General features: G+C 61.6%; 19 protein-coding genes. 6 read left to right on the plus strand and 13 right to left on the minus strand.

Annotation, left to right across the window (positions count from 1 at the left end):
* Together AC3WS7_RS13240 and AC3WS7_RS13245 are read right to left on the minus strand one after the other, a co-directional pair.
* Nucleotides 1-342, minus strand: a complete 342-nt coding sequence (locus AC3WS7_RS13240; RefSeq protein WP_492656687.1) for a hypothetical protein — start codon at nucleotides 340-342, stop codon at nucleotides 1-3.
* 115 nt (nucleotides 343-457) lie between these two features.
* The gene (locus tag AC3WS7_RS13245; protein ID WP_492656688.1) at nucleotides 458-697 is read right to left on the minus strand and encodes a hypothetical protein; all 240 of its coding nucleotides are present in this window, start codon (nucleotides 695-697) and stop codon (nucleotides 458-460) included.
* A gap of 148 nt (nucleotides 698-845) precedes the next feature.
* Here AC3WS7_RS13245 and AC3WS7_RS13250 point away from each other — a divergent pair, with 148 nt between their 5' ends.
* From AC3WS7_RS13250 to AC3WS7_RS13265, 4 genes are read left to right on the plus strand one after another with little or no spacing between them, the layout of a single operon-like run.
* Nucleotides 846-1,304, plus strand: coding sequence for a FecR family protein (locus AC3WS7_RS13250; RefSeq protein WP_492656689.1), 459 nt, complete (start codon nucleotides 846-848; stop codon nucleotides 1,302-1,304).
* Entirely contained in the window at nucleotides 1,304-1,903 is a 600-nt protein-coding gene (locus AC3WS7_RS13255) for an OmpA family protein (protein ID WP_296470483.1), read from the plus strand. The genes AC3WS7_RS13250 and AC3WS7_RS13255 overlap by 1 nt, the downstream gene beginning before the upstream one ends.
* A 21-nt stretch (nucleotides 1,904-1,924) precedes the next feature.
* Nucleotides 1,925-2,281, plus strand: coding sequence for a translation initiation factor Sui1 (locus AC3WS7_RS13260; protein WP_492656844.1), 357 nt, complete (start codon nucleotides 1,925-1,927; stop codon nucleotides 2,279-2,281).
* Nucleotide 2,282: 1 nt separating this feature from the next.
* A complete protein-coding gene (locus AC3WS7_RS13265) occupies nucleotides 2,283-2,498 on the plus strand; it encodes a DUF3820 family protein (RefSeq protein ID WP_296470475.1) in 216 nt (71 codons plus the stop codon).
* 3 nt (nucleotides 2,499-2,501) lie between these two features.
* Here the strand turns inward: AC3WS7_RS13265 and AC3WS7_RS13270 are convergent, their stop codons facing one another.
* From AC3WS7_RS13270 to lysS, 3 genes are read right to left on the minus strand one after another with little or no spacing between them, the layout of a single operon-like run.
* Nucleotides 2,502-3,062 (minus strand): pseudouridine synthase, encoded by a 561-nt coding sequence (locus tag AC3WS7_RS13270; RefSeq protein ID WP_492656690.1) that lies wholly within the window; start codon nucleotides 3,060-3,062, stop codon nucleotides 2,502-2,504.
* 9 nt (nucleotides 3,063-3,071) lie between these two features.
* A complete protein-coding gene (locus AC3WS7_RS13275; RefSeq protein ID WP_492656691.1) occupies nucleotides 3,072-3,611 on the minus strand; it encodes a YgjP-like metallopeptidase domain-containing protein in 540 nt (179 codons plus the stop codon).
* A gap of 55 nt (nucleotides 3,612-3,666) precedes the next feature.
* Nucleotides 3,667-5,214, minus strand: a complete 1,548-nt coding sequence (gene lysS / locus AC3WS7_RS13280) for a lysine--tRNA ligase (protein ID WP_492656692.1) — start codon at nucleotides 5,212-5,214, stop codon at nucleotides 3,667-3,669.
* 114 nt (nucleotides 5,215-5,328) lie between these two features.
* On the opposite strand from lysS, the gene AC3WS7_RS13285 reads away from it, so the two are divergent.
* Nucleotides 5,329-5,901: a YggT family protein gene (locus AC3WS7_RS13285; protein WP_296470528.1), complete on the plus strand. Its 573-nt coding sequence runs from the start codon at nucleotides 5,329-5,331 to the stop codon at nucleotides 5,899-5,901.
* A 62-nt stretch (nucleotides 5,902-5,963) separates the two neighbouring features.
* Here AC3WS7_RS13285 and accD read toward each other — a convergent pair whose 3' ends face one another.
* Nucleotides 5,964-6,836 (minus strand): acetyl-CoA carboxylase, carboxyltransferase subunit beta, encoded by an 873-nt coding sequence (gene accD, locus AC3WS7_RS13290; RefSeq protein WP_296470467.1) that lies wholly within the window; start codon nucleotides 6,834-6,836, stop codon nucleotides 5,964-5,966.
* Nucleotides 6,837-7,046: 210 nt separating this feature from the next.
* Between accD and AC3WS7_RS13295 the strand changes: the two genes are divergently transcribed.
* Entirely contained in the window at nucleotides 7,047-7,643 is a 597-nt protein-coding gene (locus AC3WS7_RS13295) for a PEP-CTERM sorting domain-containing protein (RefSeq protein WP_492656693.1), read from the plus strand.
* A gap of 64 nt (nucleotides 7,644-7,707) precedes the next feature.
* Here AC3WS7_RS13295 and trpA read toward each other — a convergent pair whose 3' ends face one another.
* The 7 genes from trpA to leuB all read right to left on the minus strand — a co-directional run bounded on the left by trpA (nucleotide 7,708) and on the right by leuB (nucleotide 16,712).
* Nucleotides 7,708-8,544: a tryptophan synthase subunit alpha gene (gene trpA, locus AC3WS7_RS13300; protein WP_492656694.1), complete on the minus strand. Its 837-nt coding sequence runs from the start codon at nucleotides 8,542-8,544 to the stop codon at nucleotides 7,708-7,710.
* A gap of 2 nt (nucleotides 8,545-8,546) precedes the next feature.
* The gene (trpB, locus tag AC3WS7_RS13305) at nucleotides 8,547-9,806 is read right to left on the minus strand and encodes a tryptophan synthase subunit beta (RefSeq protein WP_296470462.1); all 1,260 of its coding nucleotides are present in this window, start codon (nucleotides 9,804-9,806) and stop codon (nucleotides 8,547-8,549) included.
* Nucleotides 9,807-9,892: 86 nt separating this feature from the next.
* Nucleotides 9,893-10,603 carry a phosphoribosylanthranilate isomerase gene (locus AC3WS7_RS13310; protein ID WP_296470459.1) on the minus strand — a complete coding sequence of 237 codons (711 nt, stop codon included), beginning with the start codon at nucleotides 10,601-10,603 and terminating at the stop codon, nucleotides 9,893-9,895.
* Entirely contained in the window at nucleotides 10,600-11,382 is a 783-nt protein-coding gene (truA, locus tag AC3WS7_RS13315) for a tRNA pseudouridine(38-40) synthase TruA (protein WP_492656695.1), read from the minus strand. The genes AC3WS7_RS13310 and truA overlap by 4 nt, the downstream gene beginning before the upstream one ends.
* 39 nt (nucleotides 11,383-11,421) lie before the next feature.
* Entirely contained in the window at nucleotides 11,422-14,040 is a 2,619-nt protein-coding gene (locus tag AC3WS7_RS13320; protein ID WP_492656696.1) for a motility hub landmark protein FimV, read from the minus strand.
* Between the two features lie 173 nt (nucleotides 14,041-14,213).
* Nucleotides 14,214-15,344, minus strand: a complete 1,131-nt coding sequence (gene asd / locus AC3WS7_RS13325) for an aspartate-semialdehyde dehydrogenase (RefSeq protein ID WP_492656697.1) — start codon at nucleotides 15,342-15,344, stop codon at nucleotides 14,214-14,216.
* A 297-nt stretch (nucleotides 15,345-15,641) separates the two neighbouring features.
* A complete protein-coding gene (gene leuB / locus AC3WS7_RS13330; protein WP_492656698.1) occupies nucleotides 15,642-16,712 on the minus strand; it encodes a 3-isopropylmalate dehydrogenase in 1,071 nt (356 codons plus the stop codon).
* Between the last annotated feature and the right edge of the window lie 17 nt (nucleotides 16,713-16,729).

A 16,729-nucleotide genomic window follows, 5' to 3' on the forward strand; every position in this document is an offset into this window, starting at 1 on the left:
TCAAGGATTTCGGACCAGCCGGTCCGCTTCCACATGGACCACCTCGGGGCGTGCGCGCAGGGCTTGAAGCAAAGCGGCAGAGGTTTGGCCTGGCTGGGCCCGAACGGCATAGACCCAGGCCGTATCAGAGACGGCCGCGATGGGCTGTACGTCGGCCATCAGCGCTGTGCGCAGTTGGGCCAATTCGGACCCACCCCAAATGGCCTGTGCCGTGGTGAAACGGATGATGAGCCGCTGAACACTGGCCGTTTGTACTTGGGGCGCAAGGCGCGGTGGCTCTTGGGCGCAGGCGGCCATCACCGTGGTGATGAGGCAAGCCCCCAAACGTAGTCGATAGTTCACGTGCTGACTCCCAAGATGCGATGTGTGACCGCGTGTCTTCCTGACTTTTTTATTCGGCCGCCCGCATTGTAGGTGGCAGCTCCGTACCAGGGACTGGTAAACGGGTGTAACGATGTCAGGGGGCGCGGTGCAGGCGAGGGGCTGACAGCAGTGCCAGATTGGCGTCAATGGCCTCATCGAGCAGGCGGTCGGCGGGGAGTTTCTGGGCTTGCATCAGTTTGCGCAGCTGCTGCAAGTCTTTTACCGTGGGGGCCACCTTGATTTGGGCCACTGCGGCTTGGCTGTTACCACTGCGGATGATGGCCAGGACCTTGGTGGCCCAGGCGCTTTGGCGGGAATTGGTGTTTTTGGACATGGCGTTCAGAGTAAGCTGCATTTTGGCACATAGCCCCCGTCGAATTTGCGCGAGCAGCTATCAAAATGATAGTGATTTGCGCCTGCTGCTGCGCCACCGGGCATACCGACATCCGTTACCATTCCTTCCCTGTAACAAGGGGATGTGGGTGAGCCAAATAGGAATGCGATGGATACAGCGGACTGCCATGCTGCTGCTGGTGGTTGCCAGTGTGGGCAGCGGCTGGGCCCAAGACGTGCGCAGCGGCACGCTAAAAAATGTGCATGGCAGCGTGCAGGTGGCCAAGGGCGACACCGTGCGCCCCGCTGTCCCGGGTGGGGGCGTGGCAGCGGCCGAGCGCATCGTGACCGGCCCCCAGGGCTCAGCGGTTTTGCTCTTGCGTGACGGCACGCAAATCACCATCGGGCCCAATTCGCAAGTGGACATCACCCGTTTCCAGTTCGATGCCACGACCCAGACCGGCAGCCTGACCGTGCAGGTGCTGTTGGGCACCATCCGCATGGTGACCGGCTTGCTGGGCAAGCTGCATCCGGAGAACGTGAAGGTGCAGACACCCTCGTCTACCGTGAGTGTGCGGGGCACCGACTTTATTGTGGAGGTGCTGTGATGCGCGCTCTGTGGTTCAAAACACTGCTGCCCGTCACGCTGACGGCGTTGTTGGCAGCCTGTGCTCCGCTGAGCCGGGTCACGCTCCTGCCGGATGCCGATGGCCGCAGCACGGCGGTACAGGTGCAGGGGGCCGGAGGTACCCAGCAGTTGGACCAGCCTTACGCCGTGGCCGCTGTGCAGCGCACCGGCACGGTGGACCGCACCCAGACGACCGCCGAAGCGGTGCAGAAACAGTTTGGTGCCTTGCTGGCACTGCAGCCACCCGGTGTGCAGCGTTTTGTAATGCAGTTCGAGCCGGGTACCGCCACGCTGACGCAGGACTCCCAAGCGCAGTTGCCGACCATCTTGGCGCAAGCCCGCGCCTTGCCCGGCGGCGAGTTGGTGGTGGTGGGGCATACCGACCGCACGGGCTCACCCCAGGCCAACGATGTGTTGTCCTTGCAGCGAGCCCAGGCGGTGCGTACCCTGCTGGTGGAGCAAGGGTTCCAGCCCGAGCTGATCGAGGCGGTGGGCCGCGGGGAGCGTGAGCCCCTGGTACCCACGGAGGCGAACGTGGACGAACCACGCAACCGTCGCGCAGAAATCATCGTCCGCTGAGTCGCAATCGCCATGGCCAAGTTGTCACTGTCGGATCTGGGTGGGCTGGTGTACTCCACCGAAGTAGGGCGCACCTGCCCGGTGTGCCGCCAGGCCCTTGCGGCCTGCATCTGCAACGCCCCCAAACGTCCTGCGGGCGATGGGGTGGTGCGTGTGTCGCGCGAGACCAAGGGTCGCGCAGGCAAGGGTGTTACGCTGGTACGGGGCGTGCTGCTGGTGGATGCGGAGCTGGTGGCGCTGGGCAAACAGCTCAAGGCGGCCTGTGGTTCGGGCGGCACGGTGAAAGACGGTGTGATTGAAGTGCAGGGCGACCATGTGGAGCGCGTGATGCAACTACTGCAGGCGCAGGGGCACACGGTCAAACGGGCGGGCGGTTGATATGCAGCCAGAGGATTTGCAGAAACTGGTGGAACGCAGCATGCCGTTTGGCAAATACGAAGGGCGTCTGATTGCCGATCTGCCGGGTGATTATTTGAATTGGTTTGCGCGGGAAGGTTTTCCCAAGAGTGAGATTGGCCGCCTGCTACAACTGATGCATGAGATCGACCACAACGGCTTGAGCGATTTGCTCACGCCGCTGCGTAAGCCGCGCTAGCCCCTACGGTGGCGGCGCATCACGCAGCGCGCCAGGCGCCAGACCTTCCAGCGTGTAGGGGCCAACGGCCGCGCGAATCAGTCGCAGGGTTGGGAATCCGACCGCCGCCGTCATGCGGCGCACTTGGCGATTGCGTCCCTCGCGGATCACCAGTTCCAGCCATGTGGTGGGGATGTTGGCACGGAAGCGCACAGGGGGATCGCGCTCCCACAGGCTGGCAGGTGCCTCCATGTGCCGCGCACGCGCGGGCAATGTGGGGCCGTCGTTGAGCTGGACGCCGTCGCGCAGCGCCCGCAAGGCCACTTCGCTGGGCTCGCCTTCCACCTGCACCCAGTACGTCTTCTCCATCTTGAAGCGCGGGTCGCTGATGCGGGCCTGCAGCTTGCCGTCGTTGGTGAGCAGTAGCAGGCCTTCGCTGTCCGCATCCAGCCGGCCCGCCACATAGACGCCGGGAATGGCGATGAAGTCTTTGAGCCCGCGCCAGCGGCCTTCGGGCGTGAACTGGCTCAACACGCCATAGGGCTTGTTGAAGCAGAGCAGGCGGGTGTCGGTAGTTGCAACCATGGCACAGACTCAGTCCGCGGCAGCGGCGACCCACAAGCGCTCACCCGTGGCTTCCAGGTGCGTGAGGTAGATGCGCACTTCAAATTCCAGCTGGTGGTAGCTGGGCTCCATGTGGGTGCAGAGCTTGTAGAAGGCCTTGTCGTGCTCGCGCTCGCGCAGGTGCGCCAGCTCGTGCACGACGATCATCTTGAGAAAGGGCTCGGGCGTGTCCTTGAACAGGCTGGCCACGCGGATCTCGCGTTTGCTTTTGAGCTTGTTGCCTTGCACGCGCGAGACGGTGGTGTGCGTGCCCAGCGCGTTTTTCACCACATGCAACTTGCTGTCAAACGCCACCTTGCTCAGAGGCTCGGTGCTGCGCAGGTAGTCGGACTTGAGGTCTTGCACATAGTCGTACAGTACCTTGTCGGTCCGCACACCATGGGCCTGCGGGTAGCGCTGGGTCAGCCAACTGCCCACGCGGCCCTCATCCAGCATGCGTTGCACCTGGCCCAGCGTGTCTGCGGGGTAGCCGTTCAGGTAGCGCAGCGTGGGCGTTGCTACCATTTTCATAGCTGCTTGCGCAGATTCTGCGTGGGCTGGGTGCCGATTTGGCTTCAAACCTGAATCAAACTTCGCGGCGCAGGGCGGGGAACAGGATCACGTCGCGGATGCTGGCGCTGTCGGTCAGCAGCATCATCAGGCGGTCGATGCCGATGCCGCAGCCGCCGGTGGGGGGCATGCCGTACTCCAGCGCACGCACAAAGTCGTGGTCGAAGTGCATGGCTTCGTCGTCGCCGCTGTCCTTGGCGTTCACCTGGGCCTGGAAGCGGGCGGCCTGGTCTTCGGCGTCGTTCAGCTCACTGAAGCCGTTGCCAAACTCGCGGCCGGTGATGTAGAGCTCGAAGCGCTCCGTCACCTCGGGGCGGTCATCGTTGGCGCGGGCCAGTGGCGAGATCTCGGTGGGGTGCTCCATGATGAAGGTGGGGTTCCACAGCTTCTCTTCCACGGTTTCTTCAAAGTACAGCACCTGCAGGCTGGCCAGCGTGCGGCCTTCCAGGCGGTTTTTGGCTTCGGTCAAGCCCAGCTTCTTCACCGCATTGGTCAGCCAGGTGGCGTCGAACACGTTGTCGCCGGCGTCGGTGTATTTCTGGATGGCCTCCACGATGGTCAGGCGCTCAAACGGCTGCTCCAGATCCACGGGTTTGCCAGCGTAGCTGAGTTGCAGGCTGCCGGTGGCTTTCATGGCTGCGTCGCGGATCAGCGTCTCGGTGTAGTCCATCAGGTCCTGGTAATTCCAGTAGGCCGCGTAGAACTCCATCATGGTGAACTCGGGGTTGTGGCGCACCGAGATGCCTTCGTTGCGGTAGCTGCGGTTGATCTCGAACACGCGGTCAAAGCCACCCACGATCAGGCGCTTGAGGTACAGCTCGGGCGCAATGCGCAGGAACATTTCCTGGTCCAGCGCGTTGTGGTGCGTCTTGAAGGGTTTGGCATTGGCACCACCGGGAATGGGGTGCAGCATGGGCGTTTCCACTTCCAGGAAGTTATGGCCCACCATGAACTCGCGCAGGGCGCTCACGGCCTTGCTGCGGGCCACAAAGCGCTGGCGCGCCTCCACATCGGTCATCAGGTCCACATAGCGCTGGCGGTACTTGGTTTCCTGATCGGCCATGCCATGGAACTTGTCGGGCATGGGGCGCAGGCTCTTGGTCAACAGGCGGATGCTGGTGGCGTGGATGGATAGTTCACCGGTCTTGGTCTTGAACAGCGTGCCTTCGGCAGCCACGATGTCGCCCAAGTCCCAGTGTTTGAAGGCCGCGTACAGGTCCACACCCACGTCTTCGCCGCGCACATACAGCTGAATGCGGCCACCACTGGGGCCGAAAGATGAGTCTTGCAGCGTGCAGAAGCTGGCCTTGCCCATGACGCGCTTGAGCATCATGCGGCCGGCCACCTTGGCGGTGGCGCCCAAGGCCACCAGCTCTTCGGCCGTCTTCTCGTTGTAGGCCTCAAACAGCTCCGCTGCCTTGTTCTCGGGCTGGAAGTCGTTGGGGAAGGCCACGCCCTTGCCCTCGGCCTGCTGCTGGCGCAAGGCCTTGAGTTTTTCGCGGCGCTCCAGGATCAACTGGTTGTCGTCTTGCGGGGCGGGGGCAGCTTGGTTTTGGTCGGACATGGGGCGTTGGAAGTACGTTGGCAGAACCGGCCAGCCTGTAGGCTTTGGCCGCAACCCTCCATTGTAAGAGGGGTGGCAGCCGCTATGATGCGCTCGCACTGCCCCAACACCGCCATGCTCTACCAAATCATTTCCCTGTTGCTCGAAGTTGTCTCCGGTCTGCTCACCAGCACCTGTTTGCTGCGCCTGTACATGCAGCACCAGCGCATTCCCCTGTCGGCCCGCTCGGGCAACCCGCTGGGGCGCTTCATCTTTGCGTTGACCGATTGGTTGGTGTTGCCACTGCGGCGTGTACTGCCCGCCATGGGCCGCTGGGACACGGCTAGTCTGGCGGGGGCCTTGTTGATCCAGCTGGCCCAGTTCTCCATCCTGTGGTTGCTCAATGGCTTGGGCGCCAGCCTGGTGTCCGTCGTGGTGCTGGCGCTGTTTGGCGTGGTGCGCATGGCGTTGTCGGGCATGACGGCGCTGGTGCTGGTCTATGCCATCCTGTCGTGGGTGCAAACGCAGTCGTATTTGGCCGATTTGCTGGACCGCTTGGTGCAGCCGCCGCTGACGCCGATTCGCCGGGTGCTGCCTTTGGTGGGGGGCGTCGATTTGTCGCCACTGGTGCTGCTGGTGTTGATCCAGATTACGCTGATCGTGCTGGGCTCGTTGCAGGCTGCCGTACTGGTGGCTACGTCAGGCTAAACCTGCTGGCACCATGCAAAAGAGGCCCGCGAGGGCCTCTTTGTCTTTGGGGTGCCGGTCGTTTAGATCACGGCATCCGCCGGTTGGCGCTGCAGCATGGCCAGCGTGTCGGCCACGGTTTTGCGCAGTTCACGGCGGTCGCAAATAAAGTCGACGGCGCCCTTGGTTTGCAGGAATTCAGCGCGCTGGAAGCCTTCGGGCAGCGTCACGCGCACGGTGGATTCGATCACGCGCGGGCCTGCAAAGCCGATCAGCGCCTTGGGTTCGGCAATCACCACATCGCCCAGGAAGGCAAAGCCGGCGCTTACGCCGCCCATGGTGGGGTCGGTCAGCACGCTGATGTAAGGCAGGCCCTTTTTTGCCAGGCGGGTCAAAGACGCGTTGGTCTTGGCCATTTGCATCAGCGAGAGCAAACCTTCCTGCATGCGCGCGCCGCCGGTGGCGGTAAAGCACAGGAAGGGCACCTTTTGTTCAATGGCGGTTTCGACGCCACGCACAAAGCGCTCGCCGACCACAGAACCCATGGAGCCGCCCATGAATTCAAATTCAAAGCACGCGGCCACCAGGCTGATACCGTGCACCGCACCGCCCATGACCACCAGCGCATCGGTCTCGCCCGTGTTTTCCAGGGCTTCTTTGAGGCGTTCAGGGTATTTGCGGCTGTCCTTGAATTTCAGGGCATCCACGGGCAGGACTTCCTGGCCGATCTCGAAGCGGCCTTCGTTGTCCAGAAATGCATTCAGGCGCGCACGGGCGCCAATGCGGTGGTGGTGGCTGCAGCTGGGGCAGACGTTCTGGTTCTGCTCCAGATCGGTCTTGTAGAGCACGGTTTCGCAGCTGGGGCACTTGATCCACAGACCTTCGGGCACGCTGCGGCGGTCCGCAGGATCGGTTTGCTGAATCTTCGGGGGTAGCAGTTTTTCCAGCCAGCTCATAAATAGACCTTTGGTTTTCGTCCTGCCAGATTATTCAATCCAGCATCAGTTTTTGTGTGATTGTATTTCCTCACCAATAGTCCATTCGGACTATTGGTGACCTCGGTGCCTGTAGGGATACTCCCCTGTGTTTTTAACTCGACTATTCTGACCGGGAGTTTGTGAACGATGAAAAATATGATGAAACCCAAATACGTTGTAGCAGCATGCATGTCCTTGTTGGCCGGCCTTGCGAACGCGCAGTCTTTTTCCAATGTGCACGGTTCAACGATTTATTACTTTGGCCAACCAGACACCACAAGTTACGGACAGGTGTTCAACTCGGCAGGTGGAACGCTGACTGATTGGTCTTTTTTTGCAGACAGCGGTAATGCTGGCACATTGGGCTTGGTCATCGCTGCCTGGGATGGTGTCAAGGCTGTTGGTCCTGCGCTGTACCAAAGTTCGGTGTTCTCCTACGCAGGTGGCGCACAGTCCTTGTCGTTCAGTGGCATCAATAAGACATTCTCTTCGGGTAGCTATATTGCCTATTTGACTGTTGCAGGCTTCAGCGGCGCTGCATCCAATGTTGGCATCGCCGGCTCTAGCTCTGATGGTGGCATGTCCGGGGGATTCCGCTTCCTCAATTCCGCTGGCGTGGATCCTCTGACGCTCGACAGCAACTGGTCAAGCTGGGGCGTTGCCAATATGCAGTACTCTGCCAATTTCGTGTCGGCCGTTCCCGAGCCCGAGTCGTTGGCACTGATGCTGGCTGGTTTGGGTATCGTGGGTGCTGTTGCACGTCGCCGCGCACGGTCGCAAGCGTAAACAAGCCGACTTCTTTGAAAAAACCCCGCTATGGCGGGGTTTTTTGTTTGGGGTTCTTTGTATGTCAGCCGCCTTGCGCCGCTGAATCCATCGCGACGCGTACCTCTTTCAGGAAACTCTTGACCGTGGCACCCACTTGGTCCCGCGGCTGGTCCTCCAACAGTTGGATGATTTTGCTGCCGATCACCACCGCGTCCGACACCTTGGCAATCGTCTGGGCCGTGGCTGCGTCCCGAATGCCAAAGCCCACGCCTACCGGTGTGCTGATGTGCTGGCGGATGCGGGGCAGCATGGCTTCTACGGCGCCCACGTCCAGCGCACCCGAGCCGGTCACGCCTTTGAGCGACACGTAGTACACATAGCCGCTGGCTACGCGCGCCACCTGGGCCATGCGTTCATCGGTGCTGGTGGGGGCCAGCAAGAAGATCAGGTCCATGCCATGCGCACGCAGGTCTGCCGCAAAGGCTTCGCATTCTTCGGGCGGGTAGTCGACGATCAGCACACCGTCCACACCGGCTTCTGCCGCGTCCTTGACGAAGGGGCTGCTCACTCCCCCTTTGGCGTGTTTCTGGTCGTAGCGCTCCACCGGATTGGCATAGCCCATCAGGACCACAGGCGTGGTGTTGTTGGTCTTGCGGAATTTCCGCACCATGGCCAACACCTGCACCAGACCAATGCCAAAGGCCAGGGCCTTGTCACCGGCCTTCTGGATCACGGGGCCGTCCGCGCTGGGGTCGGAGAAGGGCACGCCAAGTTCGATGACGTCTGCACCGCCCGCCACCATGGCGTGCATCAGTTCGGGGGTCACATCGGCGTAGGGATAGCCCGCGGTCACGAAGGGAATCAGCGCCTTGCGGCCCTGGGCTTTTAATGCGGAAAAGGTTGTGTCAATGCGTCCCATGTTCAGGCTCCCTTCACCACATGGCCGCGCATCGAAGGGCGGTCGTACACATCGTCACCGGACAGGTCGGCCACCGTGCCAATGTCCTTGTCACCGCGGCCGGAGAGGTTGACGAGAACCGACTGATCCGGGCGCATCGTCTTGGCCAGCTTCATGCCATAGGCCACGGCGTGGCTGGATTCCAGCGCCGGGATGATGCCCTCGGTGCGGCACAGGTAGTGGAAGGCGTCCAGCGCCTCCTTGTCGGTAATGCCGACATACTCGGCGCGGCCGATGTCGGCCAGGAATGCGTGCTCGGGGCCCACGCCGGGGTAGTCCAGGCCCGCGCTGATGCTGTGCGTCTCGGTGACCTGTCCGTTGTCATCTTGCAGCACGTAGGTGCGGTTGCCATGCAACACGCCGGGGCTGCCCTTTTGGATGGAGGCCGAGTGTTTTCCGCTCTCCAGGCCTTCACCCGCCGCTTCCACGCCGATGAGGCGGGTTTGGTCGTGCTGGATGTAGGGGTGGAAGATGCCCATGGCGTTGGAGCCACCGCCCACGCAGGCAATCACGGCGTCGGGTTGTTTTGTCTTGCAGCCGGCGGCCGCCAGCATCTCGGGCATCTGCACGAGGCATTCGTTGCCGATGACGCTCTGGAAGTCGCGGACCATCATGGGGTAGGGGTGCGGGCCCGCCACGGTACCGATGATGTAGAAGGTGTTGTCCACGTTGGCGACCCAGTCGCGCATGGCTTCGTTCAGCGCGTCTTTCAGGGTCTTGCTGCCGCTGGTGACGGGCACGACGGTGGCACCCAGCAGTTTCATGCGGTAAACGTTGGGGCTTTGGCGCTTCACGTCCTCGCTGCCCATGTAGACCACACATTCCAGTCCGTAGCGGGCACAGATGGTGGCGGTGGCCACACCATGTTGGCCAGCGCCGGTTTCGGCAATTACGCGGGGCTTGCCCATGCGCTTGGCGAGCATGGCCTGGCCGATGGTGTTGTTGATCTTGTGGGCGCCGGTGTGGTTCAGGTCTTCGCGTTTCAGGAAGATTTGTGCACCACCCATTTCGCGGCTCATGCGGGCTGCGTGGTACACGGGAGAGGGGCGACCGACGAAGTGCGCCAGCTCGGACTGGAATTCCGCTAGGAACTCGGGGTCATGCTGGTATTTGGCGTAAGCGTCCTTGAGCTCATTGATGGCGTGCGTCAAGGTCTCAGAGACAAAGCTGCCACCGTATTTGCCAAAGTGGCCTTTGGCGTCGGGTTGTTGGTAGTCGTACATGGTTCAAATTCTCACAAGAACCGTTCGCCCTGAGCCTGTCGAAGGGATTGCCGGGCTTCAATAGCCCAGCCTGAACGGTTGGATTTTTAGGATTGCTGATCCGCTGCGCGCACGGCGGCAACGAATTGGAAAATCTTCGCGGGGTCTTTGATGCCTTTGCGAGGCTTGCCCTGAGCGTCGACGGCTTCCACGCCGGAGCTCACGTCCACAGCCAGCGATTTACAGCGCGGCCGTATCGACGTGATGCCATCGCCCACGTTTGCACTGGTGAGTCCACCACTCAAGACGAGGTGAGCGTTGACGCTTGGAGGAAGAAGTGACCAATTGAATGTTTTGCCCCCACCACCGTAGCCGTCCACATGGGCGTCCAGCAAAATGGCCTGGGCTTTTGAAAAGTCTTGTGCAAATTGTACGAGGTCGAAGCGGGCCGCGTCATCCCCCAGCGGAATACGCGCTGCGCGCAGAAAGGGGCGGGCCCCATTGCCAGTTGCGGCCAGGCAGTCTGCTAGGCTTTCATCACCATGAAATTGGGCTGTAGCCCCCGCCACTATTGCGCAAGCAGCTCCTATTTCTATAGCGCTTGCATTGACGAAGAGCAGTACGGGGGTGATGAACGGAGGCAGGCGTTTGGCCAATTCAGCGGCACGCTGCGGGCTTACCGCGCGCGGGCTCTTGGGGTACAGCACAAAACCGATCGCGTCAGCGCCCGCCGCAACGGCAGCGTCCACGTCCTGCTCGCGGGTCAGACCGCAGATTTTGATACGGGTGCGTGTAGCGTGGATGTCAGGCGTGCTCATGGCAACGCATCATACGCAGCTGTGCGCTCCGGCATGCCCCACTTCGCGTCGTAGCGCGGGCCCAGGAAGTACAGGCCGTCAGGCGAAAACGTGGGGGCGGCGGCGCGGCGGTCGCGTGCGGCCAGCACTTCAGCCATCCATTCCGGCGGCTTTTTGCCCTGGCCAATCTGCACCAGGCATCCCATGATGTTGCGGATCATGTGATGCAGGAATGCGTTGGCTTCAAACTCGATGCGCCAGTAGGCCCCGCGCTTGTTCAGGCTGATGTCCAGGACATTCTTTACCGGCGTCAGCGCCTGGCATTGCGAGGCGCGGAAGGAGGTGAAGTCGTGTTCTCCGAGCAGGGTGTTGGCAGCCTGGCGCATGGCGTCCAAATCCAGGCTGCCAAACGTCCAGCCCACACGGCCGTACTCTACGCTGGGCCGTATCTGGGATTCAAGCAACACATAAGCATAGCGCCGTGACAGCGCCGAGGCGCGGCAATGGAAGGCATCGGTGGTTTTGACGGCCCATTGCACCGCAATGTCACGTGGCAAGTTGGCGTTGGTCCCACGCACCCAAGCGTAAGTGTCGCGGTCCAGGGCGGTGTCAAAGTGCACCACCTGCATCAGGCCGTGCACGCCTGCATCGGTGCGGCCGGCGCACAAGGTAGACACGCGCTGGGCAGTGAACTTGCCCAGCGCGGCCTCCAGTTTGTCTTGGATGGTGAGGCCCGATGACTGGCTTTGCCAGCCTTGGTAGGCCCCACCGTTGTAGCTAACGCCTAACGCAATCCGCACAAGCTCTGGATCCTGCGATGCGCCAAACCCCGCAGGGGCTTAGCTCAGTTTGGCCAGGGCACGTTGGGCTTTGGCGCGCATGTCGCCGCTGGCTTCCGATACCACTTCTTCAATCAGTGCACGGGCCCCGTCTTCATCCCCAATGGAGATGAATTCTTCGGCCAACGCCAGCTTGGTTTCCAAGGGGTCTTCACCCACGGTATCTGGTGCTTCTGTGGGGCCATCCGCCGAGGATTCCAGGTCCAGCGACAGGGAACCCAGATCGAACTCCATCAGTCCTGTGTCTGCGGTTTGCGTAGGGCTTGCCTGGGGGGCCACAGGGACAGGGCCGGTGGCTTCAAACTTGAGTCCCTGCGACAGATCGTCGGGCATGGGTGTTTCCAAATCGTCCAGCGACAAGGAAATCTCTGGCATGGATGCTACGGGCGCTGGTGCGGCCACATATGCCGACGCGTCAGGCAGGTCAAAGTCCATGTCCAAGGCATTGTCCTGCGCCGGCGTTTCCATTTTGACGGTTCTGTCGGCGGGCGCTACCATGGTTCCACCCGTCACATCACTGATGGCGCTGGGTGCGGGTTCATCGTCCAAGGAGAAGTCAAGGTCCAAATCCAAGTCCACGCCTGGTGTCCCTGCATCGCTCAATGCTGCGTGGGCTGACTGGGGGATGGTGCTGTTGCCAAAACTGGAGTTGCTTGCAGCAGCAGCTGGTGTGCCTCCTGCCGAAGCGGGGGCACCGCCTGGCTGGTACAGCGGATTGCTCGGGTCAATTGCCAAGCCCATTTCGCAAATGCGGGTCCAGTCCGGGCTGTTGGCGCCGGTGAGTTTGTAGGCTTGGGCCGCGGTGCTTTCAAAGCTGCGCGTGTCGCGGCGCTTGCTGAAAATCTCAAGCAGCTTGGTGTGGATGGCCAAGCGCCCAGGGTTGGTCCGGACAGCTTCCTTGAGAATTTCTTCCGCTTGCAGGTCGCGGCCATAGGCCAGGTACACATCGGCTTCGGCCACTGGGTCGACGTCGTCCGCGGCATCCAGTTGGCTGGCGGAATACACCATGGAGGAGGCGCTGGAGGGGTCGTTTTGGTTAGTATCGACACGCTGTCCACCGCTGGCGCCAAAAAAGGAGTCCGGCTGCAAACGGCTTTCGAGAAAAGCACTGTCAACCTGGGCCGAGTTTTTCTTGCGCTGGCGAATGCGGTAGGCAGCGTAACCACCCAGCAAAGCAATCAGGCCAGCTGCTCCGGCCGGAACCAGCGGGTCAGCGAGCAACTCGTCGAGCAAGGCCGGCTCTTCAGGAACGGGCAAAGGCACCGCTGCCTTGGGCTTAACCGGTGCGGACGCTGTGGCTTGTGGGGCAGACGCAGCTTCGGCGACGGGTGGCGCCACGGGGGCCGAGGCGGCGGCAATTGCCGCAGGTGAAGAGGCCGCCGGAGCGGGGAGTCCCGCCACGGCCACGGCCGGTGCTGGGGATGCAGGCGCGGGTGCGGGTGCGGAACTGCCCACTGCCGGGGCTGCCGCTGCGCCAATTTTGCTCAATTCGCTGATGTTCTTGGAAATCTCGGCCGCCCGCGTTGCCGCTTCTTGGGCTTCGCGGTCTTTGGCAATTTGTGCGTCATTGGCCTTGCCTTGCACAGAGCCCTTGGACAGCGTGAGCTTGTCGGGGGTAGGGCTGGCGGGCTTTTTGTCTTCCACTTTTGCTTCTACCGCGCCACTGGCTTTGCGGTCTGCTGCAGCTACTGCCGCTGTTGGTGCGTTGGCTGCCAAATTGCGGCGGAAGTCGTTGAAATCCTTGCTTTGTGCGACCACCAGCTTGGAGGCCTCTGCCGGTGACACGCTTTGCGCCAGTTCTGCCTTGGGAATGTTGAGAACTGCGCCCGCACGAATGCGATTCAGGTTGTCATTGACAAATGCATCGGGATTGCTCCGCAGCAAGGCCACCAACATTTGGTCCAGCGAGACGTCTGCTGGCTTGATGCTGTTTGCAATTTTGCTGGCTGTGTCGCCTTTCTTCACGGTCACAGAATCGCCACTGGCGTCCATCGGCGGCGGTGTAGCAGGTGCGGCCGTTTTTGGGGGCGCAGTTTTTGCCGGACTGGTGGTGCGGGCGGATTCGGTACTTGTGGCTGCCGGTGTGGTCGCAGTGGCTTTGGGCAGTGCGGTGACCACAGGCGCCGTGGGCACCTGCGCTAGCGTGGGGGCGGCAGGGGTTTTGCGCAGTGCAGGTGGGTCAAAGAGCAGGGTGTAGTCGCGCACGATGCGGCCTTGCGACCAAGTGGCTTCCAGAATCAGGTCCACAAAAGGATCGTTGATGGTTCGCTCGCTGCTCAGTCGCAGGTAAGCACGGCCATCGGAACGGCGTTGCAAGGTGGCCTGCAGGCTTGACATGGCCGGGCTGTAATCCAATCCTGCTGCGACGAAAGCATCCGGCAAAGCTACGCCCGCTTTGAGCGATGCGGCCTCTTCGGCGGTGATTTCGGGGATGTCGATTTCGGCACGCAAAGGCTCGCCCAGCGCTGACTGAACCGTGAGGCGACCGAGCGAAAGCGCATGGGCCCCGGTTCCCGACAAGCCGAGTAGCGCAACGGCTGCAGCCGCCAGAGCGGTCTTTTGCCAACGATGTGACTTAGCAATCAATTTATTAGCCTCCGGTGCTCGGTCGAGCGGCAATTTACTTATCCGTTTTCAGGCGAAGCAGCCCGACTCTCAAAACGTAAAAAGTACAATAGCATCAATGTATTAGCCTGACAAGCTAAGAAACGTTTTAACTTTGAAAGCCGGGCGACTTCGCTGTCCGCCACGGAGGTTTGTGTTGCCTGTCGACAACGAGCTGTAACGGGGTGTTACGCGTCCAAGAGGATGCGCAACATGCGGCGCAAAGGCTCCGCAGCGCCCCACAACAACTGGTCGCCGATGGTGAAGGCACCGACGTATTCCGGGCCCATGGCCAGCTTGCGGATGCGACCGACCGGGATGGTCATGGTGCCAGTGACCGCTACAGGTGTCAGGTCCTGGATGGTGGCTTCGCGGGTGTTGGGGACCACTTTGACCCACTGGTTGTCGGCGGCGATCATGGCTTCGATGTCTGCCACGGGGACGTCTTTCTTCAGCTTGAAGGTCAGCGCCTGGCTGTGGCAGCGCATGGCGCCCACGCGCACGCAGAAGCCGTCCACAGGGATGGCGGACGAGCCGAAGCCTTCGCCCATTCCCAGGATCTTGTTGGTTTCGGCCATGCCCTTCCATTCTTCCTTCGACATGCCGTTGCCCAGGTCCTTGTCGATCCAGGGGATCAACGAGCCGCCCAGGGGCGCACCAAAGTTGGCAGTTTCGGCGCCGGTCAGGGCGCGCTGCTTGGCGATGACCTTGCGGTCAATTTCCAGAATCGCGCTCTTGGGGTCGTCCAGCAGGGCTTTGACTTCGGCGTTCAGGGTGCCGTACTGGGTCAGCAGCTCGCGCATGTGCTGCGCACCGCCACCAGATGCGGCCTGGTAAGTCTGGGTACTCATCCACTCGACCAGACCGGCCTTGTACAACGCGCCTACGCCCATCAACATGCAGCTCACGGTGCAGTTGCCGCCTACCCAGTTCTTGCCGCCCTTGGTCAATGCGTCTTGAATGACGGGCATGTTGACAGGGTCCAGGATGATGACCGCGTCTTCTTCCATGCGCAGGGTGGAGGCCGCGTCGATCCAGTGGCCATTCCAGCCCGCGGCGCGCAACTTGGGGAACACCTCGCTGGTGTAGTCGCCGCCCTGAGCAGTGATGATGATGTCGCAGCGCTTGAGCGCGTTGATATTGAAGGCGTCTTGCAGCGTGGTTTCGTTTTTGGCCCACGCGGGGGCTTTGCCGCCTGCGTTGGAGGTGGAGAAGAACAGGGGCTCGATCAGGTCGAAATCCTTTTCCTGCTCCATACGGTCCATCAACACCGAGCCGACCATGCCGCGCCAGCCGACCAAACCTACCAACTTGCTCATATCAACGCCCTTTCAAAGTTAACAAACAGTGCCACGCTGGCTGTTTGCCCGGCTCGTCTGGCCGGGAGGGCGCACGACGAACCGGGCTGGATCAGCCTTTAATGGTCGTGGTTTTGGAGATGGTTGCGCGCGCGGCCTTGCTCGCCTGGGTGGCAAAAGCAATGTTCGAGGAGAAGGGGCTGGCGGCAAACATGGGAGGATTGTAGCCCCAAAACCAGAATTTTTTGCTCCGCGCGGACTGAAATGGTTTTTGAGGGTGGCAGGGCAACAACGTGGTGTTAGCCCTGCACCTGTGTCTTATCCCAGAGCCTTCACCACGGCATCGCCCATTTCTTTGGTGCTGACGCGGGAGCTGCCTTCGCTGTAGATGTCGGCAGTGCGGTAGCCCTGTGCCAGTACTTTTTGCACCGCTGCTTCAATACGCTGGGCTGCCGCTTCCTGGTTCAAACTGAAGCGCAGCATCATGGCCGCCGAGAGGATGGTGGCGAGCGGGTTGGCAATGCCTTTGCCGGCGATATCGGGCGCGCTGCCGTGGCTGGGCTCATACAGGCCCTGGTTGGCGCTGTTCAGGCTGGCCGAGGGCAGCATGCCGATGGAGCCGGTCAGCATGGACGCTTCGTCGGACAGGATGTCGCCAAACATATTGCCGGTGACCAGCACGTCGAACTTCTTGGGGGCCTTGACCAGTTGCATGGCGGCGTTGTCCACCAGCATGTGGTCCAGTTCCACGTCGGGGTACTGCTGGCCCACTTCGACCATCACGTCTTTCCACAGTTGCGAGGTTTCCAGCACGTTGTTCTTGTCCACGCTGGTCACGCGCTTGCTGCGCTTCTGGGCGGCCTGGAAGGCCACGTGCGCAATGCGCTCGATCTCGGGGCGGCTGTAGCGCATGGTGTCGAAGGCTTCTTCCGCACCGGGGAAGTGGCCATCGGTGGCGATGCGGCGGCCACGCGGCTGGCCAAAGTAGATGTCGCCCGTCAGCTCACGGATGATGAGGATGTCCAGGCCCGCAATTAGCTCGGGCTTGAGGCTGGAGGCACCGACCAGTTGCTCGTAGCAGATGGCGGGGCGGAAGTTGGCGAACAGGCCCAGGTTCTTGCGCAGACCCAGAATGGCCTGCTCGGGGCGGAACTGGCGCTCCAGCTTGTCGTACTTCCAGTCGCCCACGGCGCCGAACAGCACCGCGTCGGCTTCTTTGGCCAGCTTCAGGGTGGCTTCGGGCAGGGGGTGGCCATGGGCGTCGTAGGCCACGCCGCCAACCAGTGCGGTTTCCATTTCCAGCGGGAGGTCCAGGGCCTTGAGCACCTTCACGGCTTCGGCCACGATTTCGGTACCAATGCCGTCACCCGGCAATACTGCGATCTTCATAAATTACTTTCTTTCTT

The sequence above is a fragment of the Rhodoferax sp. EU05-FHT12H12 genome, from assembly GCF_058791215.1.